General features: G+C 69.8%; 24 protein-coding genes and 1 tRNA gene. 14 read left to right on the plus strand and 11 right to left on the minus strand.

The annotated features are described in order from the left end of the window. Positions 1-750, plus strand: a complete 750-nt coding sequence (gene egtC, locus ACHAAJ_RS10775; RefSeq protein WP_435728141.1) for an ergothioneine biosynthesis protein EgtC — start codon at positions 1-3, stop codon at positions 748-750. A gap of 9 nt (positions 751-759) precedes the next feature. Here the strand turns inward: egtC and ACHAAJ_RS10780 are convergent, their stop codons facing one another. The 8 genes from ACHAAJ_RS10780 to ACHAAJ_RS10815 all read right to left on the minus strand — a co-directional run bounded on the left by ACHAAJ_RS10780 (position 760) and on the right by ACHAAJ_RS10815 (position 7,102). Continuing rightward, the gene (locus ACHAAJ_RS10780; RefSeq protein ID WP_435728142.1) at positions 760-1,491 is read right to left on the minus strand and encodes a mycothiol-dependent nitroreductase Rv2466c family protein; all 732 of its coding nucleotides are present in this window, start codon (positions 1,489-1,491) and stop codon (positions 760-762) included. 113 nt (positions 1,492-1,604) lie between these two features. Next, positions 1,605-2,459 carry a prenyltransferase gene (locus ACHAAJ_RS10785; RefSeq protein WP_435728143.1) on the minus strand — a complete coding sequence of 285 codons (855 nt, stop codon included), beginning with the start codon at positions 2,457-2,459 and terminating at the stop codon, positions 1,605-1,607. Continuing rightward, positions 2,456-2,770: a lycopene cyclase domain-containing protein gene (locus ACHAAJ_RS10790; protein ID WP_435728144.1), complete on the minus strand. Its 315-nt coding sequence runs from the start codon at positions 2,768-2,770 to the stop codon at positions 2,456-2,458. The genes ACHAAJ_RS10785 and ACHAAJ_RS10790 overlap by 4 nt, the downstream gene beginning before the upstream one ends. Then, positions 2,767-3,099 (minus strand): lycopene cyclase domain-containing protein, encoded by a 333-nt coding sequence (locus tag ACHAAJ_RS10795; RefSeq protein WP_435728145.1) that lies wholly within the window; start codon positions 3,097-3,099, stop codon positions 2,767-2,769. The genes ACHAAJ_RS10790 and ACHAAJ_RS10795 overlap by 4 nt, the downstream gene beginning before the upstream one ends. Next, entirely contained in the window at positions 3,096-4,664 is a 1,569-nt protein-coding gene (gene crtI, locus ACHAAJ_RS10800) for a phytoene desaturase family protein (RefSeq protein WP_435728146.1), read from the minus strand. The genes ACHAAJ_RS10795 and crtI overlap by 4 nt, the downstream gene beginning before the upstream one ends. Then, positions 4,661-5,545 (minus strand): phytoene/squalene synthase family protein, encoded by an 885-nt coding sequence (locus ACHAAJ_RS10805; RefSeq protein WP_435728147.1) that lies wholly within the window; start codon positions 5,543-5,545, stop codon positions 4,661-4,663. The genes crtI and ACHAAJ_RS10805 overlap by 4 nt, the downstream gene beginning before the upstream one ends. A gap of 4 nt (positions 5,546-5,549) precedes the next feature. Next, positions 5,550-6,599: a polyprenyl synthetase family protein gene (locus tag ACHAAJ_RS10810; RefSeq protein ID WP_435728148.1), complete on the minus strand. Its 1,050-nt coding sequence runs from the start codon at positions 6,597-6,599 to the stop codon at positions 5,550-5,552. Next, positions 6,590-7,102, minus strand: coding sequence for a MarR family winged helix-turn-helix transcriptional regulator (locus ACHAAJ_RS10815; protein WP_435728149.1), 513 nt, complete (start codon positions 7,100-7,102; stop codon positions 6,590-6,592). The genes ACHAAJ_RS10810 and ACHAAJ_RS10815 overlap by 10 nt, the downstream gene beginning before the upstream one ends. A gap of 147 nt (positions 7,103-7,249) precedes the next feature. On the opposite strand from ACHAAJ_RS10815, the gene ACHAAJ_RS10820 reads away from it, so the two are divergent. After that, positions 7,250-8,086, plus strand: coding sequence for a TspO-related membrane protein (locus tag ACHAAJ_RS10820; protein ID WP_435728150.1), 837 nt, complete (start codon positions 7,250-7,252; stop codon positions 8,084-8,086). After that, positions 8,083-9,552 carry an SDR family oxidoreductase gene (locus tag ACHAAJ_RS10825; RefSeq protein ID WP_435728151.1) on the plus strand — a complete coding sequence of 490 codons (1,470 nt, stop codon included), beginning with the start codon at positions 8,083-8,085 and terminating at the stop codon, positions 9,550-9,552. Before ACHAAJ_RS10820 ends, ACHAAJ_RS10825 begins: the two co-directional genes overlap by 4 nt. Before the next feature lie 32 nt (positions 9,553-9,584). Here the strand turns inward: ACHAAJ_RS10825 and ACHAAJ_RS10830 are convergent, their stop codons facing one another. Then, on the minus strand, positions 9,585-10,064 hold the full coding sequence (locus tag ACHAAJ_RS10830; protein ID WP_435728152.1) for an Lrp/AsnC family transcriptional regulator: 480 nt from the start codon (positions 10,062-10,064) through the stop codon (positions 9,585-9,587). A gap of 382 nt (positions 10,065-10,446) precedes the next feature. Between ACHAAJ_RS10830 and ACHAAJ_RS10835 the strand changes: the two genes are divergently transcribed. The 10 genes from ACHAAJ_RS10835 (at position 10,447) to lepB (ending at position 20,916) form a co-directional block, all read left to right on the plus strand. Beyond that, positions 10,447-10,680, plus strand: coding sequence for a helix-turn-helix domain-containing protein (locus ACHAAJ_RS10835; protein ID WP_435728166.1), 234 nt, complete (start codon positions 10,447-10,449; stop codon positions 10,678-10,680). A gap of 66 nt (positions 10,681-10,746) precedes the next feature. Then, positions 10,747-11,268: a hypothetical protein gene (locus ACHAAJ_RS10840; protein WP_435728153.1), complete on the plus strand. Its 522-nt coding sequence runs from the start codon at positions 10,747-10,749 to the stop codon at positions 11,266-11,268. Continuing rightward, positions 11,268-12,716: a phytoene desaturase family protein gene (locus tag ACHAAJ_RS10845; protein WP_435728154.1), complete on the plus strand. Its 1,449-nt coding sequence runs from the start codon at positions 11,268-11,270 to the stop codon at positions 12,714-12,716. The genes ACHAAJ_RS10840 and ACHAAJ_RS10845 overlap by 1 nt, the downstream gene beginning before the upstream one ends. Before the next feature lie 130 nt (positions 12,717-12,846). Next, positions 12,847-12,919 (plus strand) — tRNA-Ala (locus ACHAAJ_RS10850). Positions 12,920-13,320: 401 nt separating this feature from the next. Further along, positions 13,321-15,348: an Ig-like domain-containing protein gene (locus tag ACHAAJ_RS10855; RefSeq protein ID WP_435728155.1), complete on the plus strand. Its 2,028-nt coding sequence runs from the start codon at positions 13,321-13,323 to the stop codon at positions 15,346-15,348. A 237-nt stretch (positions 15,349-15,585) separates the two neighbouring features. Then, on the plus strand, positions 15,586-16,575 hold the full coding sequence (locus tag ACHAAJ_RS10860; protein WP_435728156.1) for an AfsR/SARP family transcriptional regulator: 990 nt from the start codon (positions 15,586-15,588) through the stop codon (positions 16,573-16,575). A gap of 144 nt (positions 16,576-16,719) precedes the next feature. Next, on the plus strand, positions 16,720-17,391 hold the full coding sequence (locus tag ACHAAJ_RS10865; protein WP_435728157.1) for a response regulator: 672 nt from the start codon (positions 16,720-16,722) through the stop codon (positions 17,389-17,391). Further along, positions 17,384-18,754 (plus strand): sensor histidine kinase, encoded by a 1,371-nt coding sequence (locus ACHAAJ_RS10870; protein WP_435728158.1) that lies wholly within the window; start codon positions 17,384-17,386, stop codon positions 18,752-18,754. The genes ACHAAJ_RS10865 and ACHAAJ_RS10870 overlap by 8 nt, the downstream gene beginning before the upstream one ends. A gap of 93 nt (positions 18,755-18,847) precedes the next feature. After that, positions 18,848-20,455 carry a multicopper oxidase family protein gene (locus tag ACHAAJ_RS10875; protein ID WP_435728159.1) on the plus strand — a complete coding sequence of 536 codons (1,608 nt, stop codon included), beginning with the start codon at positions 18,848-18,850 and terminating at the stop codon, positions 20,453-20,455. After that, the gene (gene lepB / locus ACHAAJ_RS10880) at positions 20,440-20,916 is read left to right on the plus strand and encodes a signal peptidase I (RefSeq protein ID WP_435728160.1); all 477 of its coding nucleotides are present in this window, start codon (positions 20,440-20,442) and stop codon (positions 20,914-20,916) included. Before ACHAAJ_RS10875 ends, lepB begins: the two co-directional genes overlap by 16 nt. Here lepB and ACHAAJ_RS10885 read toward each other — a convergent pair. Both ACHAAJ_RS10885 and ACHAAJ_RS10890 read right to left on the minus strand, forming a co-directional pair. Then, positions 20,885-21,538 (minus strand): sensor histidine kinase, encoded by a 654-nt coding sequence (locus tag ACHAAJ_RS10885; RefSeq protein WP_435728161.1) that lies wholly within the window; start codon positions 21,536-21,538, stop codon positions 20,885-20,887. The genes lepB and ACHAAJ_RS10885 overlap by 32 nt on opposite strands. A 27-nt stretch (positions 21,539-21,565) precedes the next feature. Beyond that, complete coding sequence (locus ACHAAJ_RS10890; RefSeq protein ID WP_435728162.1) at positions 21,566-22,126, minus strand: hypothetical protein; 561 nt, start codon at positions 22,124-22,126, stop codon at positions 21,566-21,568. Between the two features lie 125 nt (positions 22,127-22,251). On the opposite strand from ACHAAJ_RS10890, the gene ACHAAJ_RS10895 reads away from it, so the two are divergent. After that, positions 22,252-22,566 (plus strand): hypothetical protein, encoded by a 315-nt coding sequence (locus tag ACHAAJ_RS10895; RefSeq protein ID WP_435728163.1) that lies wholly within the window; start codon positions 22,252-22,254, stop codon positions 22,564-22,566. Positions 22,567-22,751 lie beyond the last annotated feature (185 nt).

Here is a 22,751-nt window from a genome sequence, read left to right on the forward strand (position 1 = left end):
ATGTGCAGGCACCTGGCTTTCCTCGGCCCCTCAACGTCCCTGGCCGACGTCGTGCTGGCGCCGGAGCACGGGCTGCTGAAACAGTCGTGGGCTCCGCGGATGCAGAGGTTCGGGACCGTCAACGCCGACGGATTCGGGGTGGGCTGGTACGCGGACGGGGACCCGCGGCCCGCCCGCTACCGGCGGGCGGTGCCGATGTGGGCGGATCCGTCCTTCGCCGACGTCGCCCGGGTCACCAGGACGACGGCGGTGCTCGCCGCGGTGCGCTCCGCCACCGTCGGGACGACGCAGGACGAGTCCGCGTCGGCACCCTATGCCGACGGGCCGTGGCTGTTCAGCCACAACGGCCGCATCGAGGGGTGGCCCTCGGAGGTCGAGGCGATCGCGTCGGAGATTCCCGCGGCCCGCCTCCTGGGGTTGGAGGCCCAGGTGGATTCCGCCCTGGTCTGGGCCCTGGTGCTTGAGGCGTTGGCCGCCGGTCAACCCCCGGAGGCGGCCCTGGCCGGGGCCGCCTCGAAGGTGCTGGAACATGCGCCCGCGCGCCTGAACCTGTTGCTTACCGACGGGCGGAGCATCGCGGCGACCGCCGTCGGGGACACCCTCTTCTGGCGCTCGGGCGGGACCGGCACCACGGTGGCGAGCGAACCCACCGACGACGGACCCGGTTGGCACCCCGTCCCGGAGAACTCGGTGCTCACCGCAACGGACGACCGGGTGGACGTGCGTCCGCTGGAGTTTGTGCGGTCTTGAGCCGGCGCCCTATTTCTTGGTGCGCCGGCTTCCGCCGTGCCAGTCCTCCTGCGTTCCGACCTCGTCGGGGTCCACGCCGAGGCCCCGCAGCTGGGGCAACTCGCGCAGGCTGCGCTTCAGTTCCGCGAAGCCGGGGAACCGGGCCAAGCCAACCACGTGGTCCCAGAGTTCGGCGGCCTCGTCCTCCCGGGGCAGCCTGCTGATCACCGGGCCGAAGAACGCCACGCCCTCCGGGGGCTGGAAGTGGATGATCGGCGTCCCCACGTCCTTCCCGGTGAGGCCGAGCGCCTCCTCGGTCTCGGCGGCGAGCACCGCGTCCAACGACTCGTCCTCCAGCGCGTCGGCCAGCGAGGCGGGAAGGCCGGCCTCGGCCAGCGCGGGTTTCAGGAATTCGCGCGTGCCGCGGCGGTCCAGGCCGGACGCCTCGATCCCATCCGCGGGTTCGGAGTCGAAGATGCGTCCGCCCAGTGCGGCGTACAGCCGGGCCACCGCGTCCGGCCCTTGGTCCTCGCGTGCGCGCGCGGCCACCCGGAGCAGGCGCAGGCCGGCGGTGTGTCCGGCCTCGTATTCCGCCGGGAAGTGCGAGGCGTAGTCGATGTCCCTGTTGATGATCCGCAGCGAGATGAACTTCCACTGGACGCTGTAGTCCCGCTGTTCCTGGACCATCCGCACCCATTTGCTGGTCATCCACGCGAACGGGCACACGGGGTCGAAGTAGAAGTTGATGTCCGCCTGTTTCATGCGTCGGTCCCCGGCTTTTCTCGGTTGGTCATGGGTTGCCTCCCCACCCTCGCCGCGGGAGGCCGCGGTGTCAACGAATCCCGGAAACGGGCATCGAGGACCCGGCACCGCCACTAGCGGACCGCCGCGTACCAGATGAGCAGCATGGTCACGAGGAATCCCGTGAGGTAGTTGAGCCAGAGGAACCGCCGCCAGCCGGCGTTCGCCGCGGGAGACCCGGCGTCGTCGAGCCGCGCGAACGGCAGCACGTTCGCCAGATACGGCAGGGCGAGCAGCGCCGCCAGCGGTCCCGGCCACTGCGTCCCCAGCATCAGCAGGCCCGCGGCCGCATACGCCCCCGCCGCGGCCAGCACGGTCCGGCGCGCGCCCAGCACGGTGCCGATGGAGCCGATCCCGGCCTCGCGGTCCGGCACGATGTCCTGCACCGCACCGAACGCGTGGCTGGCCATGCCCCACAGGAAGTACGCCGCCAGCAGGCACCACAGGCCCGGCGTGTAGTGCGCGCCGGCCACCGCCAGGCCGTATGCGGCGGGGGAGACGAAGTGCGTGCTGGAGGTGGCGGAGTCCAGGAAGGGCCGCTCCTTGAAGCGCAGCCCCGGGGCGCTGTACGCGTAGACGGCGAACAGGCTCGCCAGCAGGACCAGGTTCGCGGTCCACGAGCCCACCAGCGCCAACACCGCCACGAACGGCACGACGGCGACCGCCGACGCCCACAGGATGGTCCGGTGCCGCGAACGGTCCACGACGGCGCCCTCCGCGCCGCCCTTGCGCGGGTTGCGGAGATCCGACTCGTAGTCGAACACGTCGTTCACGCCGTACATCGCCAGGTTGTACGGGAGCAGGAAGAACACCGTGCCGAGGACCAGGATCCAGTCGATCCCGCCGGTGGCCAGCAGGTAGGCGGCCGCGAACGGGTATGCGGTGTTGACCCAGGACACGGGGCGCGAGGTCGCGATGAGGTCCCTCACCGGTCGGCCCCGTCCCGGGGCGCGAGCAGCATCCACAGCGCCGGCAGCAGGATCGCGGCGCCGAGCGGGTAGGCGAAGTCCTCGATCGGCGCCAGGCCGATGCGGATCCCGGTGAGCGCGTCGCCGCCGTAGTCGAACAGGCCGGAGGCGATCATCACGTTGTCGAACACGGCGGTGAGCGCGAAGAGCGCACCCACGGACAGTGCGACGGCGGCCGGCGCCCCGCGGCGGATCCGCCGGGCCGCCCAGGCGGCGATCCACGCAAGCGCGGCGAGGCCGAGGAACACGGAGTTGAGCGCCAGGAACGTCACGGTCGGGCCTCCCGTCCCGCGTCGCGGTGCCGGAGCCAGGCCAGCGCTCCGGCAAAGAGGATCATGGTCTGGTAGCAGAGGAAGGCCAGGAAGAACGCCTCCTCCAGCGGGAACTGCTCGCCGAGCATGATCCCCGTCATCAGCGGGGAGTCGCGGTGCAGGAAGATCCCCTCGGCGATCGCCCACACGTCCCACGCGGAGAAGTAGGCGACGCCCGCGGCCATGACCACCGCGGCCCGCCCGGGCCGGTGGAAGAAGAACAGGCGGAAGCGGGCATCGAGCAGCGCCATGCACCCCAGCAGCGCGACGAGCACCAGAAGATAGATCATGCCGGCTCCGGCAGCGGTCCCGCGGTCCGGTCCCCGCGCATCGCCTTGAGGATCAACTCGGCGCTGATCATGCACATGGGAACGCCGACTCCCGGCCGTACGGAGCTGCCGGCGTAGAGCAGGCCGGAGACCTTGCGGCTGCGGATACCCGGCCGCAGAAACGCGGACTGCCGCAGGGTGTGGGCGGCGCCGAGGGCGCTGCCGCGCCAGGCGTTGACGTTCCGCGCGAAGTCGGCCGGTCCGTACGTGCGGCGCACGGCGATGCGTTCGCGCAGGTTCCCGACCCCGGTCCATGCGGCCAGCTGGTCGATCGCGGCGTCCGCCACCCGCTCCACCCGCGGCGACCCGCCGCCGTCGTGCCCGCCGCTTCCCCAGGACTCGTCCGCGGGGGAGGGGACCAGGATGAACAGGTTCTCGTCTCCGGCGGGCGCCACGGCGTCGTCGGTCGCGCTGGGGCGGCAGACGTAGATGGACGTCTCGTCGGCGAGGTCGCGCCCTGCCTCGATCCGGCCGAAGTTCTCGCGCCAGTCGGACGTGAAGAGCAGGTTATGGTGGGCGAGTTCGGGCAGGCCGCCGCGGATGCCCAGGCACACCAGCACGGCGCTGGGCCCGGAATCGCGGCGCCGCCACGCCTTCTCCGGATGGGTGCGCAGGCGCTCGGGCAGCAGCTCGGTCTCCACGTGGTGCAGGTCCGCGGCGGCGACGACCGTTCCCGCCTCCTGGCGGTGCGTGGCGCCGTCGTCGGACGCCCAGACGACCCCGGCGACGCGCTCGCCGTCGGGCCCCGGCGCCGTCTCGATGCCGCGCACCGTGGCGCCCGTGGTGATCCGGACGCCGGCGGCGCGCGCCACGCGTTCCATGGCGTCGACCAGCGCGGCGAACCCGCCGCGCGGGTACAGCACGCCGTCGGCCAGGTCCAGGTGGCTCATCAGGTGGTACATCGCGGGTGCCCGGAACGGCGTGGTCCCGAGGAACACCGCGGGGTAGCCCAGCAGCTGGCGTTGGCGCGGGTCCTTGAAGCTTCCGGACACGAAGGAGGCCAGCGGCTGCAGCAGCAGCCGGCCCAGGCGGCCGACGCGGGAAACGACGGCGGGGCGCAGCAGCCCTCGCAGGCTGGCGAAGTCGTCGTAGAGGAAGTGTGCCTTGGCCAGGCGGTAGGTCTCCGCGGCGGAATCGAGGTATCGGCCGAGCCGGGCGCCCGATCCGGCGTCCATGGACTCGAACAGGGCGGCGGCCCGTTCGCGCCCGCTGAGCACGTCGACCGGCGCCCGGTGCCCCTCGAACCACGTCCGGTAGGCCGGCTCCAGCGGCACCAGATCCAGTTCGGCGGCCGCGCTGGTGCCCATCAGGGCGAACCAGTGGTCGATCACCTCCGGCATAAGGTACCAGGACGGTCCGGTGTCGAAGCGGAAGCCGTCCTTCTCCCACCGACCGGCGCGGCCGCCGAGCCCGTCGTTCTTCTCCAGCAACACGGTGGCGTGCCCCTCGCGCGCGAGCAGACCGGCCGTGGCGAGCCCGGCGATGCCGCCGCCGATGACCACGCAGGGTCCGTCCGGCGCCGTCACCGGCGTGCCCCGTGCGCCGGCTGCAACGCGAGGACCCGGACGGCGACCGCGGCCTTCGCGGCCGCGGGAACGCGGATCCGTCCGGAGCGCAGGCGGGCGGCCGGCGCGCGGTCCAGCCGGTCGACGAGTTCCGCGAAGAGCCCGTGGGCCAGGGCCACGGCCCGGCGCGCTCCCGGTGCGAGGAGCGCGATGCCGGCCTCGGCGGCGGCGAGGTCGGTGCGGATGTCCGCGACCAGCTCGGCCTTCCGGGCGTCGTCGATCTCCCCGGCGGAGGCACCCGGGAAATAGGAGCGGCCCAGCTCGCCGCCGTCGGCAGCGAGGTCGCGCAGGAAGTTCACCTTTTGGAACGCGGCGCCGAGGCGGGTCGCCGCGTGCTTGAGCTCGGCGTCGTGCCCGCTAAGGGCCCCGGGCATGGACTGGAACACGCGCAGGCACATCAGGCCCACCACCTCCGCCGAGCCGTGGATGTACTCGCCCAGCGAGTCGTCCGTGTGCCGGGAGGTGCTGATGTCGGCGCGCATCGACGCGAAGAAGGGGCGGGTCAGCTCGGTGCCGATCACGTGGGAGCGCGCCGTGGCCGCGAAGGCGTGCACGGCCAGGTTGGTGCTGTAGCCGCAGGCCAGGGCGGACTCCGTCTCGCGTTCCAGGGTGTCGAGCTGGGCCGCGACGGCCTCCGGGTCCAGTCCCGCGGCGGCCGCGGCGCCGTCCACCGCCTCATCGGCGATGCGCACCAGCGCGTAGATGTTCTCGACGCCGCGGCGCGCGTCCCCGCCGAGCAGGCGGCAGGCCATGCCGAACGACGTCGAATAGCAGGAGATGACGACGCCGGCACTGCGCGTCGCGGCGTCCGAATAGCGTCCCAGCGGACCGAGGGTCTTCATGGTTCTAGTGCTCCCGGTTCAGGACGTGGCGGGCGATGGATTCGAGTTCGGCGTGGCGTGCCGGATCCAAGCCGAGGCCGGCGGCCTCCTCGAGCGCGGCCGAGACGAGGCCCGCGGCCAGCGCGCGGGCACGGGTCTCGGCGCCGCTGGCCCGCAGGGCCTCGCGTACCGGCGCCACGCCGGATTCCGAACGCCGGTAGGCGTCCCACGCGGCGGTGAACTCCGGGTCGGCGGACGCGAAGGCCGTCAGCACCGTGCGCTTGCCGCCGCGGAGGTCCGACTCGATTGATTTGCCGGTGGTGGCCGGGTCGCCGAAGGTGCCGAGGACGTCGTCGACCACCTGGTAGGCCGTGCCGATGCGGCGGCCGATCGATCCCAGCCGGGCGGCGTCGGCCTCCTCGGCGCCGGCCAGCAGCGCGCCCGCGTGCAGCGGCGCCTCGAACGAGTAGGCGGCCGTCTTGAGACGTTCCATGGTCAGCACCTGGTCGAGTTCCACGGCCTCGGGCGCCAGGGAGAACAGGAGGTCGTCCAGCTCGCCGGCCGCGGACGCCTGGATGGCGCCGTGGACGACGTCGACGATCTCGCCGGTCCGGCCGACTGCGGCCCCGGCGGTCGCCGCGAGCTTGACCGCTCCGGCGAGCAGCAGGTCCCCGGCGATGATCGACGCGGAGTGCCCGGCGTGCTCGGCCTCCTCGCGGCCGAACCCGGCGAGTGCCGCCTCGTCCCGGTACAGGGCGCCGACCGTGGGCGCGCCGCGACGGACAAAGTCGCGGTCGATGACGTCGTCGTGCACCAGCAGGGCCGCGTGCAGCATCTCGAAGGCGGCGCCCAGCCGGGCGCACGAGCGGTGGTCCGTGCCGCCGTAGGCCCGGAACCCGAAGTGGACCAGCCGCGGGCGCAGCCACTTGCCGCCCGCGACCGTGCCCTCAAGCCGGGACCAGAGCGTTTCGAAGTTGGGTGATGCGATGCCGGGGTGCCGGCGCGAGGCGCGGACCTCGGCCTCGAGTTCGCGCCGGACGGCGGCGCGGTAGTCCTCGGTGCGGGTCAGTTCCATGCCGGGCCGCCAGTGTCGGCATGCGGTTCTTCCGCCTCGGCCATTTCGGCGGCGCGATCCCTCATGGCGGCGACGACGGAGTCGAGGTAGGTCACGACGGCGGCCTGGCCGGCGTCGTCCATGCCCGACACGACCGTGTCCGTTTCCAGAATCATCGGCATGAGCTGCTCCATGGTCTCGCGGATGGTGGACTCCGTCGGCTCCACCAGCCAGCGGCGCCGGTCGGTGGCGTGCGGAACGCGCCGAGCGTGTCCCGCCGCCACCAGCCTATCCACGACGGTGGTGGTTGCGGCGCTGGTGAGGTGCACGGCGCGGGCGAGTTCGCCCGGGCTCATCGAGCGCGCGCGCATGAGGTGCTGCATGGCCTGGAAATCGGTCTCGTTGATGTTCAGGTGGAGTCGCATCCGGTATTCCATGAGCTCGTTCAACACCAGGACCTCGCGCAGGCGGTGGCTGGCCGCGTGCACGCGGGGAGGAGTGAAGGCGGGCCGTTCGGGTTCCATGCTCTCCCGTCAAGGTAGTTAGAATTTCTAGAAACATACTCGTGGAATGACATTGATTTGTCGAGCGACGGCCGGTAGACATGGTGTCGGTCGACAGTGTGCCGGTAGAACTTGATGGGGAAAACACCGAGGAACGGAGCGCACGGCATGGGGCACAGCGAACCACTGGGCAGGAAAGCGGCGGCGTGGGCGGTTGCCGCCTGCGTCGCGGCATCGATAGTTTTCGCCTTTCTCGGCAGCGGCGCGCTGGGCGGAACGCCCATCCAGGATGCTGCCGGCGGCTGGCTGTCCGCCGACGGCACGCCCCTGGCGCCCGCGGGCGGAGCGTTTTCGATCTGGAGCGTCGTCTACGCCGGACTCGTGGTCTACGCGGCGGTCCAGCTCCTGCCCTCCCGGCTGCGCTCGGAGCGGCACCGCGCGCTCCGCCCCTGGACCGCGGCTTCGGTGGTGCTCAATGCCGCCTGGATCTGGGTGGCCCAGGCCGGATGGCTGGCCGTGAGCGTGCTGGTCATGCTCCTCCTGCTTGCCGTGCTTGCCCGCATCATGGTCCTGCTCGTGGCGCGGCCGGTCGGCAGCGCGCTGGACGCGATCGTCGTCGACGGCACGTTCGGGCTGTACCTCGGATGGGTGATGGTCGCGACCGTGGCCAACGTCTCCGCCTGGCTGGCATCCCTCGGGTTCGCGGCGTTAGGCCTTCCCGTGCCCGTCGCCGCCGGAATCGTGTTGGCGCTTGCCTTGGCCGCCGGCACCGCGCTCGCCTTCTACACCGGCGGACGCCTGGCTCCCGCCGCGGCCATCGTCTGGGGACTGGCGTGGATCGGCGTCGGACGGCTCGACGGCGGAACGGTCTCCCAACCGATCGCCTGGACGGCCGGTGCGGCCGCCGTGCTGATGGTGGTCGCGACGCTCCTGGCCCGCCGCACGCCCCGGGCCCGGACCGAACACAGCCGGCGGCTCGCCGTGATGCACGGGACGCGGCGGTGAGCGTCGTCGCGGTCGCCGGTGCGACGGGCTACATCGGCGGGCGGCTGGTGCCGCTCCTGCTCGAACGCGGGCACACGGTCCGAGTGCTGACCCGGGACGGTTCCAAGCTGCGTGACGTGCCGTGGGGCTCCGCCGTCGACGTCGTGGAGGGTTCGCTCGAGGACGCCGGCACCGCGACCGCGCTGGTCGAGGGCACCGACGTCGTCTACTATCTGGTGCACTCCATGGGGGGCGCGGGCGCCGCCGACTTCGAGCGCACCGAACGCAAGTGCGCGCTCAACACGGCGTCCGCCGCGCGCAACGCCGGCGTCGGCCGGATCGTCTACCTCTCGGGGCTGCACCCCGACGGTGAACTCAGCCGGCATCTGGCCTCGCGCGCCGAGGTGGGGGAGATCCTGCTGGGATCCGGCGTGCCCACCATGGTGCTGCAGGCCGGCCTGGTGATCGGCTCCGGATCCGCGAGCTTCGAGATGGTGCGCCACCTGACCGACGTGCTCCCGGTGATGCCCGCGCCGCGGTGGGTTGAGAACCGGATCCAGCCCATCGCCGTGCGCGACGCGCTGCACTACCTGACGGCCGCGGCCGACGTCCCGGCGGAGGTGTCCGGGACGTTCGACGTCGGCGGGCCGGACGTCCTGACGTACGCCGAGATGATGCGCGGCTACGCCCGCGTGGCCGGGCTCCGCGAGCCGTTGGTGGTCGCGCTGCCGGTGCTGACGCCGTGGCTGGCCGCGCAGTGGGTGAACCTGGTGACGCCGATTCCGCGCAGCCTTGCGATCCCGCTCGTCGAATCGCTGCAGCACGACTGCGTGGTCCGCGAACACGGAATCGACGCCGTGATCCCGCCGCCCGAGGGAGGCCCGACCGGCTACCTCAAGGCGGTCGAATTGGCGCTGATCAAGATCGAGGCGGGCGCCGTGGAGACGTCGTGGGCCACGGCCCACGCGATCGGCGAACCGGCCGAACCGCTTCCGAGCGATCCGGAGTGGGCCGGGCGCACGGTGTTCACGGATGCGCGCGAACGGGCGACCAGCGCGACGCCGGAGCAGGTGTGGAAGGTGATCGAGGGCATCGGCGGGGAGAACGGCTGGTACTCGCTGCCCTTGGCCTGGTCCGTCCGCGGGCTGATGGACAAGGTGGCCGGCGGGGTGGGGTTAGAACGCGGACGCCGCAGCCGGGACCGGCTGCGGTTCAACGACGTCGTGGACTGGTGGCGGGTCGAATCGCTGGAACCCGGGCGGGCGCTGCTGCTGCGCGCGGAGATGAAGGTCCCCGGGGGAGCGTGGCTGGAGCTGTCCGTGGATCCGGCGGATTCCGGCGGCAGCGTCTACCGGCAGCGGGCCATCTTCCTCCCGCGCGGTTTGGCCGGGCGCGCCTACTGGCTGGCCGTGCTTCCGTTCCACGGGGTCATCTTCAAGTCCATGGCGGACCGGGTGACGGCGGCGGCGGTGGGCGCAGTCGCCTAGCGGGACCTGCCGCGCTGCGGCCAGGCGGGGAACTACCGCGCGGGCAGGCCTAGCAGTCCCGTGGTCCGGTAGCCGATGACCTCGCGCAGGAACATGGACGTGGACGTGCGGGTGATGCCGGGGCAGAAGCGGATCTCCTCGCTGACCCGGTAGAGGTCGTCCGGGTCCGTGGCCACCACCCGGATCAGCAGGTCGGTGTCCCCGGCGGGCGCGAAGCACTCCAGCACCTCCGGGATTTTCCGCAGGGCCTCGATGGCCTCGTTCAGCTGGGACTGGTCCAGCTCGGCGCTGACGGCAGCCGAGACCCCCCGGCCCAGCGCGGCCGGCGTGATGCGGCTGCTGTTGGGGCGCAGCGCGCCGGAGCCCGCGAGCTTCTCGAGGCGCGATTGCACGGTGCCGCGGGCGAGCCCCAGGCGCTGGGCCAGCATCATGACGGGGATGCGCGGGTCGTCGTCGAGGGCGGAGAGGATCCGCCGGTCCGTCTCGTCGAGCTTGTACGTGTCGGGGGTCATGGGTCTCCTAGGGCTGGCGAACCCGGTTGCGTCGGGGGGTGTACTGCGAATCCGGTCAGAGTGACCAGATGGCGCGCCCTGACCGTCTCCAGACTAGGCATAATGACCAGTCAATCCCAAGTCTGTTGCGCGGTATGACCGATCCTTGCTTCACTGGACGCAGATGCGGGGCGGCGCCACAAGCGCGGCACCCGCGCGTTGACGGTTCGCGGCGACAACCCCGCGGCGGCCCGGCACGGCCCACGAGGCCCGCAACGACAAGAGCATACAAGCGAAGGGACCCGCGCGGCCACGGCCGCGCGGGTCCCTTCGCTTGTCCACATTCGCGCGTCCCGGCTGGATCGGGGCCGAAAGTCGGGATAGCTTCGTCATCATGAGATTCATGCGTCTTGAGGATGTGGCCGAGGAGCTGAACGTCAACATGCCCCAGGTCCGTTCCCTCGTGCGCAGCGGGGACCTGCCCGCGATCAAGGTCGGCGGCCGGGGAGTGTGGCGCGTGGAGCGCGCCGAGCTCGAGGCGTACATCCAGCGGCAGTACTCCGCTGCCCGCGAGTCGCGCTCCGCCGTGGACCCGGGAACCGAACGGGACGCGGTCGAACAAGACCACGGCGCGTAGGACTGTTGCGGCGCCGCCGGCGGCGGTAGCGTTCAAGCCCACCGGCATATCGAGGAAGGCCCCCCCATGGCGGAGCAGACTCCCACTATCGACCACGAGTTGTACAGCGCGTACCTCAACGAGCACTTGCTCGCGTCCGAGTCCGGCGTGAAGGCCTTCAGGGCCGCGGCGGACACGTGGGACGGCACCGAGTACCGCGCCGTTTTCCTTGACCTGGTGCAGCAGATCGACGCCGACAAGCGCGACCTGCTGCGCATCATGGCGGCGCTCGGATACAAGCCGAGTCCCGTGAAGGAGGCTTTGACGCTTGCGGCGAATACCGTGGGCCGGTTCAATCCCGTGAACATCCTGCGCTCCAAGAAAGCGGGCATGACGCAGTTGGAACTCGACGTCCTGGTGGGTATGGTGCGCACCAAGGCCATGATGTGGGAGACGCTGATCATGCTCGCCGACGCGGACAAGCGCCTCGATCCCGCACTGCTGGCCGATTTGGAGCGCCGGTCCGAGCACCAGATGCGCCAGATCCGGGGCGTCAACAACGAAACGCACCGGCGGCGGTTCATGCCGCCGGCCAGCGACGACAGGTAGTGGGGAGCGCACAGCGCATGGAGGGCGCCGCCGTCGTCGTGGGGGCCGGACCGAACGGCCTGGCCGCCGCGGCGAGGCTTGCCGTCGCGGGGATGCGGGTGACCGTCTTCGAACAGGCCGGAACCATCGGGGGGGCCGCACGGTCGGCGGACCTGCTCGGCGAGGGGACCATCACGGACCTCGGCGCGGCAGCCCACCCGTTCGGCGTCGGCAGCCCGGCCTTCCGCGAACTCGGCCTGGAGGCGCGCGGCCTGGAATGGATCCATCCGCGCTACCCGATGGCGCATCCGCTGCCCGACGCGCCCTCCGCCATCCTGCACCGCGACGCGGCGGAGACAGCACGCAGCCTCGGCGTGGACGCGCGGGCGTGGCTCCGCCTCCACCAACCGGTGACGCAACGTCCGCGGGAGGCGCTGGAGAACCTCCTGGTTCCGCTGATGGGTGTTCCGCCGCATCCGCTGACCATGGCGTCGTTCGGAATCCGGGCCGCGTGGCCCGCGTCGCTGTTGGCGCGCTCCGTGTTCCGCACCGAGGCGGCCCGCGCGCTCTTCGCCGGCTCCGCCGCCCATTCGACGCTACCGCTTGGCCATCCGATGACGGCCGCGTTCGGGGTCGTGTTCGGTGGGTTGGGGCACACCACGGGGTGGCCCGTGGCCAAGGGCGGGACGCAACGGATCACGGACGCTCTGGCAGCGGTCGTGCTGGAAAACGGCGGGACGATCCACACGGACTCCCCGGTCACGGACCTGCGGCAACTGCCGACGTCGGACGCCGTCCTGCTGGACCTCACGCCGCGGCAGCTGCTCGCGCTCGATGGAACGGGGCTGACGGACCGGTACCGCAAGCACCTGCGCCGATGGAAGTACGGGACCGGCGTCTTCAAGGTGGACTACCTGCTGGACGGTCCCGTGCCGTGGTCGGACCCGCGCACCGCGGGCGCCGGAACCGTCCACGTGGCCGGGACGCTGGACGAGCTGGTGGCCGCCGAGCGGGAGTCGAACAGCGGCCGGCCGCCGGTGAAACCGTTCGTGCTGGTCAGCCAGCAGTCCGGCGCGGACCCCTCGCGGGTGCCGGCGGGCAGGCAGGTGCTGTGGACGTACGCGCACGTGCCCAACGGCAGCACGCAACCCATGGGCGGGAGAATCGATGCCCAGCTCGAGCGGTTCGCTCCCGGATTCAGGGACCGGATCATCGGGCGCGTGGAGACCAGCCCGAGCGAACTGGAATCGTGGAACCCGAACCTGGTGGGCGGGGACGTGGGCGGCGGCTCGCTGGCCGGCCTGCAGCAGGTGTTCCGGCCGGTGCCCACCCTGAGGCCCTATAACACGGGGACCCCGGGGGTGTACGTCTGCTCCTCGTCGACGCCACCCGGAGGGGGAGTGCACGGGATGGGCGGATGGAACGCGGCGCGGGCCGTCATGCGGGACCTGTCCAGGGCCCGTCGCTAGCCGCGCCGCGGGACGAGCCTCTGGAACACGCCTGCGGGGCGGCGTTGCGGCGGATGCGCCGGTCGTTTTTGCCCGCGCGGCGGCTGGCCGCTAACCTTAGGGATGTTGCGTTTCCCTGGAACCGCGACACGGGGCTTTAGCTCAGTTGGTAGAGCGTTTCGTTCGCAATGAAAAGGTCAGGGGTTCGATTCCCCTAAGCTCCACAGCCGCACTCCGTTGGATCCGCCCACAGGTGGTGGATCCAACGGGTTTTTCTTTTTTGCCTCGGCCCGGCGTAGGACACCAAGGTATCCCCAAGCTCGGCGGGAGAAGGTCGTCTTGTCTTCAGAAAGTCCGAGTCGACCCCCCACTCGTTGGCACTGAAGACGATCCGGGCCCGTGGTGGCTCTGCACACCGCGGGCCCGGATCCCGCACGTCCACGGCTGGCCCCCAACATGCCGCGGACGTGCGTTTCCCCTGTCCGGGCACAGTGCCGCGCCGCGGGATGGCGAGGCGTCCCCCCTACAGGTTTTTCATAGGGAAAGCCGACTAGAAATCTAGCCACGAGGCGGCGAGGATGTCGTTTCGGCCTAGAGGGGGGCACTCCCTGCAGCAGGAGTCGTTATGTTCAACCGCGCACGGGCCCTGGTAATCCCAGAGCCACCCACGAACTTGTTGCCGTTCCGCAAGTCGGTCGCCGGCTTCGCCACCACCGCACTGCTGGCGGCCGCGCTCGTGCCGCTTGCCATCGCACCGGCCTCGGCCAACGTCGCCGGCGTCGGACCCGTCGACCCGCAGAACGGGTATCCCACCTGGTTCTCCGACGGCACGGCGAAGCTGCAGCTTTGCTACATGGCCGGCGCCGGCTGCCTCGTGGAGCCGCCCAACCCGGACCTTCCAGCGGCCTACCCGGACAACTTCCCCGAGGAGGCCTTCTGGTTCGCCGCCGAGGCGAGCGGAGGGAACCTCGGCCTCTACGAGGCGGCCCTCGAGGCTGCCCACGCGAACGACGTCGTTGTGGCCGGCGAGCAGATCGGCTTCGCACGCCTTCGCTTCCTCATCGACAACCTCGTCGCAGGCCAGGCCTACACGGTGACGCACCCCTACGGCGTCCACACGTTCACCGCAGAGGCGGATCCCAAAGTCGGCGGCCGCATCAAGGCCACCCTGGACTCCGGCGTCTGCGCGCCCACCCCCACCACTCCCTGCGATTGGAACCAGGTCGGCGCGGCGTTCCTCGGCGACTACACCGTGGGAAGCACGGCGTCGTTCATCCGCCAGGTCGGCGCCGCCCCGGGAACCCTCGGCGACATCAACACTGCACGCCAAGTCACCGGCGCACCGTCCGGCAACAACTTCGTCACCGTGACGGGTCCCAACGCGGGCGGCCCCGGCATCAACACGCTGACCGTCAGCACCTTTACCGTCCAGGGCCTGCTGTTCACGGGCAGCGACGGCGCGCCGAGCACACCGGACCTGACGGTGGCCAGCGACACCGGCCGCTCGAGCACGGACAACATCACGCGCAGTGCCACACCGACCTTCACCGGCACCGCGGCGGCTGGCACCACCGTGCAACTCCTGGTGGACGGCTCGACGACGCCGGCGGCCTCCGGGGTCGCCACGGCCGGAGGCACATACTCGCTCCGCCTCCCGACGGCCCTGACCAGCGGCATCCACCGCGTCCAGGCCCGGACCGCGAACCTGACCTCTCCGACGCTCACCATGACAGTGGACACGGTGGCGCCGGTGACGAGCATCGTGGCCCCGTACCCGTCAACGCCGAGCCTGGACAACACACCGACGCTGAATTCCCGGGCCAACGAGGCGCGGGCGACGTTCCAGTGCCGGCTGTTGCCCAGCAATTCCGCGTGGGAACAGAACTGCGCGGCGGCCAAGACGTATGACGCACAGGTCAACGGCACGTACGTGTTTGACGTCCGTTCGGTGGACATCGCCGGGAACGTGGGCGCGATCGCCAGCCGTACGGTTCGGATCGGGAGCGCCGACACCGTTGCGCCGGTGATATCAACGCGCACGCCCGCGGTCAACGCAACGAATGTGGGGACCGGTGCCAACGTTTCGGTCCGCTTCAACGAGTTCATCCAGGGCGCTTCCACGAGGACCTTTACCTTGAAGAACCCCGCAGGAACCGTGATTCCCGCAACGGTGACCTACAGCCACCTGTCGCGTTGGGCCACGATCAACCCGACGGCGGCCCTCCTACCGAACACCGTCTACACGGCGTCGCTCATCGGAGGACCGACAGGCATACGAGACTTGGCGAACCGTCCGCTCGCATCGACCAGTTGGAAGTTCACGACCACGGCTGCACCACGCGTCATCAAGCGCACGCCGGCCGTCAACGCGGTGCAGGTAGCGGTGGCGGGCAACGTCACAGCCACCTTCAGCGAAGCCGTCGTCGGAGTTAGCGCCACCACGTTCACGCTGAGGAACGCGACGACTGGCGCCGCTATCCGAGGAACCGTCAGCTACAACGCCACGACGAGAACAGCAACACTGAACCCGGCCGTCAACCTCGCCAGGGGCACGCGCTACATCGCCCGTTTGGTGGGGGGCAGCACCGCCATTCGTGATACGCAGGGAACCCCGCTGCGCACCGGAAGCTGGATCTTCACCACGGTGAGATGACGGCGAGGTGCCCTGCGGCCACCGCCACAGGGCACCGACCGCAAGCCATCCGCAGACACAACCAGAAGCCGTCTGTCCCACGCCCACCGGGTGGTGCAGGCGGCCTCTGCATGACACCGCCAATTGCAACCGACATCCACGGGCACCCCCCACTTTTGGGGTGTCCCACCCCCCAAGCGGGGCTTACCGCTCTCCGGGCCGCCCGGCAGGATGGAGGCACTTGGAGGAGGGGGAGTCATGGAATCGATCATTGGGGTGCGAGGCCAGACAACAACCGTGCCGCAGGCACGACTGTCCGCGCAGATCATCGGCACGCTTGGGGTGCGCCGGGGAGAAGAAGTCTTGGGATCACAGGAGCTCGGAGGGCCCAAATGCCGGCAGATCCTGGAGATCCTGCTGCTGCAGCTGGGACGACCGGTCTCGAAGTCGAGACTGATCGAACTGCTCTGGGAGGGTGAACCGCCGAACGCGGCGGTGTCCACCCTGGAGAGCTACGTCAGCGTCTTGAGAAGGCGGCTCCAGCCGGGGATGGGCAAGTCGGGTCCGCTGCGCACCACCACCGGCGGCTACGTGCTGGACCGCGCGTGGGTCGACTTGGACCTGGACCGGTTCGAGACTCGGCTCCGCGCGGCCGAGCATTCCGAACCCGCCGTGGCCTACGGACTGCTGACGGAAGCCCTTGCGCTCGCGACGGGCCCGCTGCTCGGCAATGAGTTCCTGCCCAACTGGGCGGAGAGCGAGCGCCACTTCCACGCCTCTCGGACCACCGCCGCGCGCGTCCTCGCCGCGGAGACGGCGCTGGGGCTCGGCAAGCTGGACGAGGCGGCAGGCTGGGCGCATGCGGTCATCGACGCCGAGCCGCTGAACGAAAGCGCGTGGACCGTTTTGGTCCTGTCCAGCGAACGCGCAGGACGGCCCGTGGAGGGCCTGCGCACGTACGAGAGCTGCCGGCGCTTGCTGTCCGACGAACTCGGTTGCGCGCCGGGACCGGTGTTGCGCGACGCCCAGGCGCGGATGCTCAAGGCGACGGCAGAAGCCCAGAGCGAGTTCGGCGACGTCCTCGCGGCGTTGTTGACGCTCCAGGACCGCATGAGCGCCGGTGGGGTCGGCGACGGCGCGGACGACGGCGAGTCGGGGACGCGCGCGGGGAGTTCGGCGTGGCGGGACTTCCAGGAAGCCGGCGTCGTCGTCCGACGCTATCTGCAGCGCGCCATGGCGGTGGCGTGAGGATTCCCCGTTCCACAGAAAATTATCGTCAATAACTGGTCTCCCGCCCTATGCGGTTCTCCCCGCGCGGTGGATACTGGGGGCACTCGTTGCTCCGCTTGGGGTGGGGCAACGGTTTGGGGAATCGATGCCGGGGGACTTCTCATGGTCGTGGACACGGCGGCAGCGCCGCAAACAATGAGCATTGTGGTGGTGGATGACCACACCACGTTTGCCGAGCTATTGATCGGCGCGTTGGGCCGGGAACCCGACCTGCGGTGTCTCGGCATTGCCAAAACCGTCGAGGACGGTGTGCGGCTGTGCCTGGAGCTCCGCCCGGACATGGTGGTTATGGACTACCACCTGCCCGACGGCAACGGGCTCGAATGCGCGGAGCGTATCCTGTCCGCCTACCCGGAGGCATGCATCGTGATGTTAACCGGGGACCCAACACCGGATGCGTTGGAGCGCGCGGCGGAGCTCGGGATCTGCGGTTTTCTGCCAAAGGACGGGTCCCTTTCAACCATGCTGGACACGTTGCGGCGGGCCCGCGGCGGAACCATGGTGGTTCACCCGGCACTTTTGGCCCAGGCGAGAAGCCGTGCGAATCGGCGGTCGGCGTCGGCCGGCGTTTTGACGCGCCGCGAGCTGGACGTCCTGCGGCTGATGGCCGGCGGCGGAGACGTGCGCACCAATGCCGCCCGCCTGGGAATCTCCACCCATACCTGTCGCGGTTACATCAAGGCGATCCACTCGAAGCTCGGCGTCCACTCGCAACTCGAAGCCGTGGTCACGGCTTCCAGGATGGGTCTTCTTCCCGCGGCGCACAATGCCTAGGCCCGCGCCGCCGAAGAACGAATTCGAGGGCCGCGTTCCGCGCCGACAACCGACGGTGCGGTCCGCCGTCTACCGCTTCCTCGTGGCCGGACTCCTCGTTCTCGTGGTGGTCGCCACGCCCGTTGTCCTGTGGATCCGCGCCGTCGCGGAGGACCATGCGCTGGACAACGCCATAGACATGACGCAACGGCTCGCGGACTACGCGATCGGTCCGCTGGTCACAGAGAACCTGCTGGCAGCGGAGCCGGAGGCCCTGCGGGCCATGGAGGAGCGACTCGCGCCATGGGTGGACGACGAGGCAATCCGCCGCATCAAGGTGTGGACCGCGGACGGACGGATCGTCTATTCGGACCAGACAGAGCTGATCGGCCAGACGTTCGAGCTGGAGGACTGGGCGGCGCAACTCCTCGGTGGCGGTCCTGCGACCGCCAGCATCGAGAGCCAGCTGGAGCTCGAGAACGAATTCGAGTCGCACGAGGGCGAACTCGTGGAGGTCTATGTGGCGTCCTCGTCGGTGACGGGCCAACCGTTGATTTTCGAGGCGTATTTCGACGACGACGTGGTCCGCCGGGAGCAGGCCTCCGTGCTGTTGACGACGGCGCCAACCATCCTGCTGGCCCTGGTGGCGCTCCAGGCGGCACAGCTCTTCCCGGCCATCCAGCTGGCGCGGCGCGTGCAGTCGCACCAACTGGACCGGCGCCGGCTGCTGCAGCACGCGGTGGACGCGGGGGAGTTGGAGCGCTCCCGGCTGGCACGCGACCTCCACGACGACGTCATCCAAGAGCTCTCCGGGCTTTCCTACGCGTTGGAGGCGGACGACCTTGCCGCTCATGGCGGAAACGTCGGGGTGGTTTCGCCGCCGCACGCCATCCTGCGCAACAGCATCCGAACACTGCGCGGCATCACCTCGTCCCTCTATTCGCCCACGCTCGACGGCGATGCCCTGCCCGAGGCCATCGCCGCCCTCACCGATTCGCTCGCCGCGAGCGGCACGGGCGTGACGCTGAACGTGCCAGTGATCAAGGTGCTCTCCAACGAACGGGCCACCATGTTCCACCGCGTCGCGCGCGAGGCGATCGCCAACGCGGCCAAGCACGCCGGCGCTTCCAATGTCGACGTGTCCCTCGCCGCGACCGGCGGGAACACCGTTTTGACCGTGCACGACGACGGCGTGGGCTTCGACCCGCACACCGAGTCACCCCGGGGACACCTCGGCCTGCGCATCCTGCGGGATATCGCCGCGGCGGCCGACGGGACGCTGGAGGTCCGGTCCGAACCCGGACGCGGAACAACCGTGACCGCCACCGTCGCAAACGACGCGGCCGGACGCCCCGCCGTCGTGCCCGTTTCCGCGCCGAACTGAGCCTGTCAAATGGTGGTCAAGTTTTTCCCAAGAACCGAGGAGCATGCTGACCGTGGCTGGGGAAGCGCGGGGGGCGTAAGGAGCGGGGAGAAGATGAATATTTCTAGAAGGAAAGTCCTTCTGTTGGGCGGCTTGGGGGTCGTCGGCATGGGAGCAGCGGCGGTGCCTTGGGACACGGTCGATGCGAAATCCGCCAGCAGGCTGAAGGACTCCGAGATGCCGCGGCCGTTCCGGACGGCTTTCGTCCAGGCCCCGTCGCTGCGGCCGAGCTCGACGGGAATCGACCCGGTGGACGGCGCGCCGGTCAACTACTACTCGGTGGTCGAACAGCAGGCAATGGCACAGATCCTGCCCCGCCTGCAGACCCCGATCCTCGGCTACAACGGCATCTTTCCGGGGCCGACGATCAGCGTCGAACGCGGCACCAAGGCCGTGCTGCGCGTGCGCAACAAGCTGCCCGCGACGGATCCGCGCGACGGGCACGTGCTGGCGACATCAACCCACCTGCACGGATCGGCATCGCTGCCGCAATACGACGGCTACGCATCCGACGTCACCAACCCGGGTTTCCAGAAGGACTACCGCTATCCGAACTTCCAGCCGGCCAGGACGCTCTGGTACCACGACCACGGGGTGCACTTCACGGCGCAGAACGCCTATTCGGGTTTGGCGGCGCAGTACCGCATGCATGATCCGCAAGAGCGCAGGCTGCTACCACAGGGCGAATTCGACGTCGGACTGACGATCTCCGACGCCATGTTCGCCGCGGACGGGACGCTGGGCTACGACGACAACTCCCACTCCGGCCTGTGGGGCGACGTCATCCTGGTGAACGGGAGGCCGTGGCCGGTCATGAAGGTCCAGAAGCGCGTCTACCGGTTCCGCATCCTGAACTGCTGCATCTCGCGCTCGCTCCGGCCGAGGCTCAGCACCGGCGACCCGATGGTGATGGTCGCGACCGACGGGGGGCTGATGCCCCGTTCCCAGGGCGTTGCGTCATGGCGCCATGGCGGAGCCGAACGCTACGAGGTGCTCATCGACTTCCGCAGGTATGCGACGGGGCAGCGGGTGGTGCTGAACAACCTCTCGAACAAGAACAATGTCGACTACGACCACACGAACAAGATTATGGCCTTCGACGTGATCGACGCCCCCGTGGACACAGCCGATCCCACGTGGAACCGGATCCCCACGGACCTGGATGTTGCCAACGAGGTGATGGCGCTGAAGGAGGGGGACGCGACCAAGAGGCGCTACATGCGTGTGCAGCGCGACGACGACACCAACCTCTGGACACTCAGCGGGACGAGCTGGCAAGACGTCATCGCCAGCGGCTACAAGAAGGTCTTCGCCGATGTCGAACTCGGCGCGACGGAGATCTGGGAGATCGAGAACAAGTCCGGCGGGTGGTTCCACCCGATGCACATCCATCTGGTCGACTTCAGGGTCCTGAGCCGCAACGGCCGTCCCGCGTTCGCCTACGAACAGGGCCCGAAGGACGTCGTCTACATCGGAGAGGGCGAGAAAGTCAGGTTGCTCATGAAGTTCGGTCCCCACAAGGGCCGCTACATGGTGCACTGCCACAACCTGGCGCACGAGGACCACGACATGATGGTGCAGTTCCGCGTCGGCCTCAAGGAGAACGACCCCGACGTCAACGATCCGATCCTGGCCGCGGCGCCACAATGGGACACCGACTGAAAACCGGCGTCGCGTTCGGCGTTCTCGCGCTGGTCCTGGCGCTGCGCCTTTGGGTGTTCGAGCCGCTGACGGTCGCGTCGGACAGCATGGAGCCCGCGGTTCCGGTGGGGAGTACGGTCCTGACGTTCAGCCTGGGTCCGTCCCTCGGCGGCGTCGCCGTCGGGCGCCTGGTTGTCTTCGAGACACCGGACGACGGCGGCCGCGCGCTCAAGCGAGTGGTGGCGGTGGGCGGTCAAAGCGTCGCCATCCGCGACGGACTGCTCGTCGTGGACGGGCTGACCGTGCGCGAACCCGGAGTCGACGCCAGCCGTATCGACGCGACGTATTTCGGACCGGTCGAGGTTCCCGACGGACACGTGTTCCTCTTGGGCGACAACCGGGCGGCGTCCATCGACTCCAGGGACTTCGGCAGCGTACCGGTTGCCGCCGTCACCTCCACGGTGCTGGTTCCGCGCCCGTGAAGACGGCCGAGACGCACGTGCCTCCACCGCACAACGACGACCGGATGTGGACAACTCCTCCGGCTGTGGCGGCGGCGACGCCCATGATGCGCAGACCCAGCCGGCCCTCGGCCGGAACGGCGTCGGCGTCGAACCCGACGCCGTCGTCCCGAATGGTCAGGACCGTTTGGCCGTCCCGACAGGTGACCGCGACGCAGACGTTCCCCGCACGAGCGTGCCGGGCGATGTTGGAAAGCGCCTCGCGCGCCACCCGGTAGCACGCGCGGGAGCGTTCGGGTCCAAGGCCCTGCGCGTCCCGCACGGTCAGGGCCGCGCGGACGCCACCATCCACGGTGAGGGAGTCCGTGAGACGCGCCAGGGTCTCGGGGAGGCCTACGCGGCCGAGATCCGGGGTGCGCAAGGAGTCGGACAGCGATTGGAGCTTTTCGATACTCTCCGTGAGCACCGTGTGCGCCGGCGCCAGGAGCCCGGGCTGGTTGCCTCGACCTGCGGCGGCCTCCTCGGCCTCGAGGGCATAGGCGAGGCCGGCCAGAACCTGGATGACGTCGCCGCGGAGGTCGCGAACCACGCGCGCCTGCTCCAACGCGGAGAGGTCCGCGCTCGGATAGGGGTATGTATGCACCGTCCGGACCTCCTGTTCCTTGTGCGTTCAGCGTCCGCCGGAGTGGTGTCCCGTGCCGAGGGACAGCCGCATGTCGCCGGGGCCGTCGAGAACGAGTTCGATGGCGCGGTCCGGAATCTCGAAGATCAGGGTCGCGTGGATGTTGCCGCCCTGTCCGACCTGCCGCTCCGCCGGGGACGACCACAGGGGCCTTGGTTTGTCCGGACCCACATGCCGAATCCGGTAGTCGGACGCCTCGAACTCGAGGCCGTCCGCGTCCAGGGCGGTCAACTCCAGCAGCACGCGGACGCGGTGGGCGCCCGCTCGGGCGGTGCCGGGCAGCGCGACGCCGGACGGGGGTTCCCAGCCGTCCGTTTCCAGGGGGACGATCCCGTTGATCCGGGCCAGTCCGCCGTCGACGGCGCTGGATGCGCCCAGCATGGTGGCAGGCGCCTCGTCGTTGGCGACGTGGAGCGCGCCGATGCCGGTGCCCAGAACGGCCAGCAGCGCCACGGGCAGCACCCAGCGCTGCGTTGTGGCGTACCAAGGACCGCCGCGTGCCGATTCGGAGCCCAGCGAGGGAACATGCGCGTCGTCCAAGAGGTTCATGGGACATTCTGACCCGGCGACCATGTGGAAACCCTGACCGGGTTGTGGCCGCGTGCCGGTGGGGGAACCGGGGGCCGAACAGGTCGCTGTGCGGATGGCCGAACGGGTGACGGAGAATGGACAGCATGGCAGAGAAACCGGATCCGTTCAGGCACTCGGAAAAAGCTGCCGCCAACCGTCTGGTTAAGGCGACGGCGCTCGCTCGTTGGTTGTGGGACCGGGGGATCGATGGCGACGAGCTCGTGGCCTGCGGTGCGGCGCAGCGCCGACGGATGGCCCGTGCGGCGGGTGTCAATCCGCCGTCGGGTATCGACACGTGGTCCGTGGTCGCCGAGATGTTGGACGAAAAGTCGGCCTGGATGGAACGCCATCCGGGCCACCCCTCCGGAGCGCGCGAGCATGAGGATGAAAAGTCGCAGTGGATTGGCGAACGTTCGTAGGTGATGACAGCCGGAGCTGAAAGTTCGGCGTTCGGTTCGAGAGGTGGTCGACTCGCCCACAGTTAGTCTTCGCCGCAAAATTAGCATCTCTTTTCCCCAGATGGGCGTCTTGGGGTCTATTCTATCGTATCTGTTTTCTAGTGTTGGTGTATGGACGGGAAGCGGGATTCGGAGAGTGGCCGGGG

It is taken from the genome of Arthrobacter arnarulunnguaqae (assembly GCF_051262515.1).
GTDB lineage: Bacteria > Actinomycetota > Actinomycetes > Actinomycetales > Micrococcaceae > Arthrobacter_N.

What these genes read in the sequence shown, in the direction of transcription:
- ACHAAJ_RS10875 (WP_435728159.1), top strand. Translation starts at nt 18,848, where the DNA reads ATGAATATTTCTAGAAGGAAAGTCCTTCTGTTGGGCGGCTTGGGGGTC.
- ACHAAJ_RS10830 (WP_435728152.1), bottom strand. Translation starts at nt 10,064, where the DNA reads ATGACCCCCGACACGTACAAGCTCGACGAGACGGACCGGCGGATCCTC.
- ACHAAJ_RS10810 (WP_435728148.1), bottom strand. Translation starts at nt 6,599, where the DNA reads ATGGAACTGACCCGCACCGAGGACTACCGCGCCGCCGTCCGGCGCGAA.
- ACHAAJ_RS10860 (WP_435728156.1), top strand. Translation starts at nt 15,586, where the DNA reads ATGGAATCGATCATTGGGGTGCGAGGCCAGACAACAACCGTGCCGCAG.
- ACHAAJ_RS10835 (WP_435728166.1), top strand. Translation starts at nt 10,447, where the DNA reads ATGCGTCTTGAGGATGTGGCCGAGGAGCTGAACGTCAACATGCCCCAG.
- ACHAAJ_RS10870 (WP_435728158.1), top strand. Translation starts at nt 17,384, where the DNA reads ATGCCTAGGCCCGCGCCGCCGAAGAACGAATTCGAGGGCCGCGTTCCG.
- ACHAAJ_RS10855 (WP_435728155.1), top strand. Translation starts at nt 13,321, where the DNA reads ATGTTCAACCGCGCACGGGCCCTGGTAATCCCAGAGCCACCCACGAAC.
- ACHAAJ_RS10780 (WP_435728142.1), bottom strand. Translation starts at nt 1,491, where the DNA reads ATGAAACAGGCGGACATCAACTTCTACTTCGACCCCGTGTGCCCGTTC.
- ACHAAJ_RS10815 (WP_435728149.1), bottom strand. Translation starts at nt 7,102, where the DNA reads ATGGAACCCGAACGGCCCGCCTTCACTCCTCCCCGCGTGCACGCGGCC.
- ACHAAJ_RS10865 (WP_435728157.1), top strand. Translation starts at nt 16,720, where the DNA reads ATGGTCGTGGACACGGCGGCAGCGCCGCAAACAATGAGCATTGTGGTG.
- ACHAAJ_RS10890 (WP_435728162.1), bottom strand. Translation starts at nt 22,126, where the DNA reads ATGAACCTCTTGGACGACGCGCATGTTCCCTCGCTGGGCTCCGAATCG.
- egtC (WP_435728141.1), top strand. Translation starts at nt 1, where the DNA reads ATGTGCAGGCACCTGGCTTTCCTCGGCCCCTCAACGTCCCTGGCCGAC.
- lepB (WP_435728160.1), top strand. Translation starts at nt 20,440, where the DNA reads ATGGGACACCGACTGAAAACCGGCGTCGCGTTCGGCGTTCTCGCGCTG.
- ACHAAJ_RS10820 (WP_435728150.1), top strand. Translation starts at nt 7,250, where the DNA reads ATGGGGCACAGCGAACCACTGGGCAGGAAAGCGGCGGCGTGGGCGGTT.
- ACHAAJ_RS10895 (WP_435728163.1), top strand. Translation starts at nt 22,252, where the DNA reads ATGGCAGAGAAACCGGATCCGTTCAGGCACTCGGAAAAAGCTGCCGCC.
- ACHAAJ_RS10840 (WP_435728153.1), top strand. Translation starts at nt 10,747, where the DNA reads ATGGCGGAGCAGACTCCCACTATCGACCACGAGTTGTACAGCGCGTAC.
- ACHAAJ_RS10805 (WP_435728147.1), bottom strand. Translation starts at nt 5,545, where the DNA reads ATGAAGACCCTCGGTCCGCTGGGACGCTATTCGGACGCCGCGACGCGC.
- ACHAAJ_RS10795 (WP_435728145.1), bottom strand. Translation starts at nt 3,099, where the DNA reads ATGATCTATCTTCTGGTGCTCGTCGCGCTGCTGGGGTGCATGGCGCTG.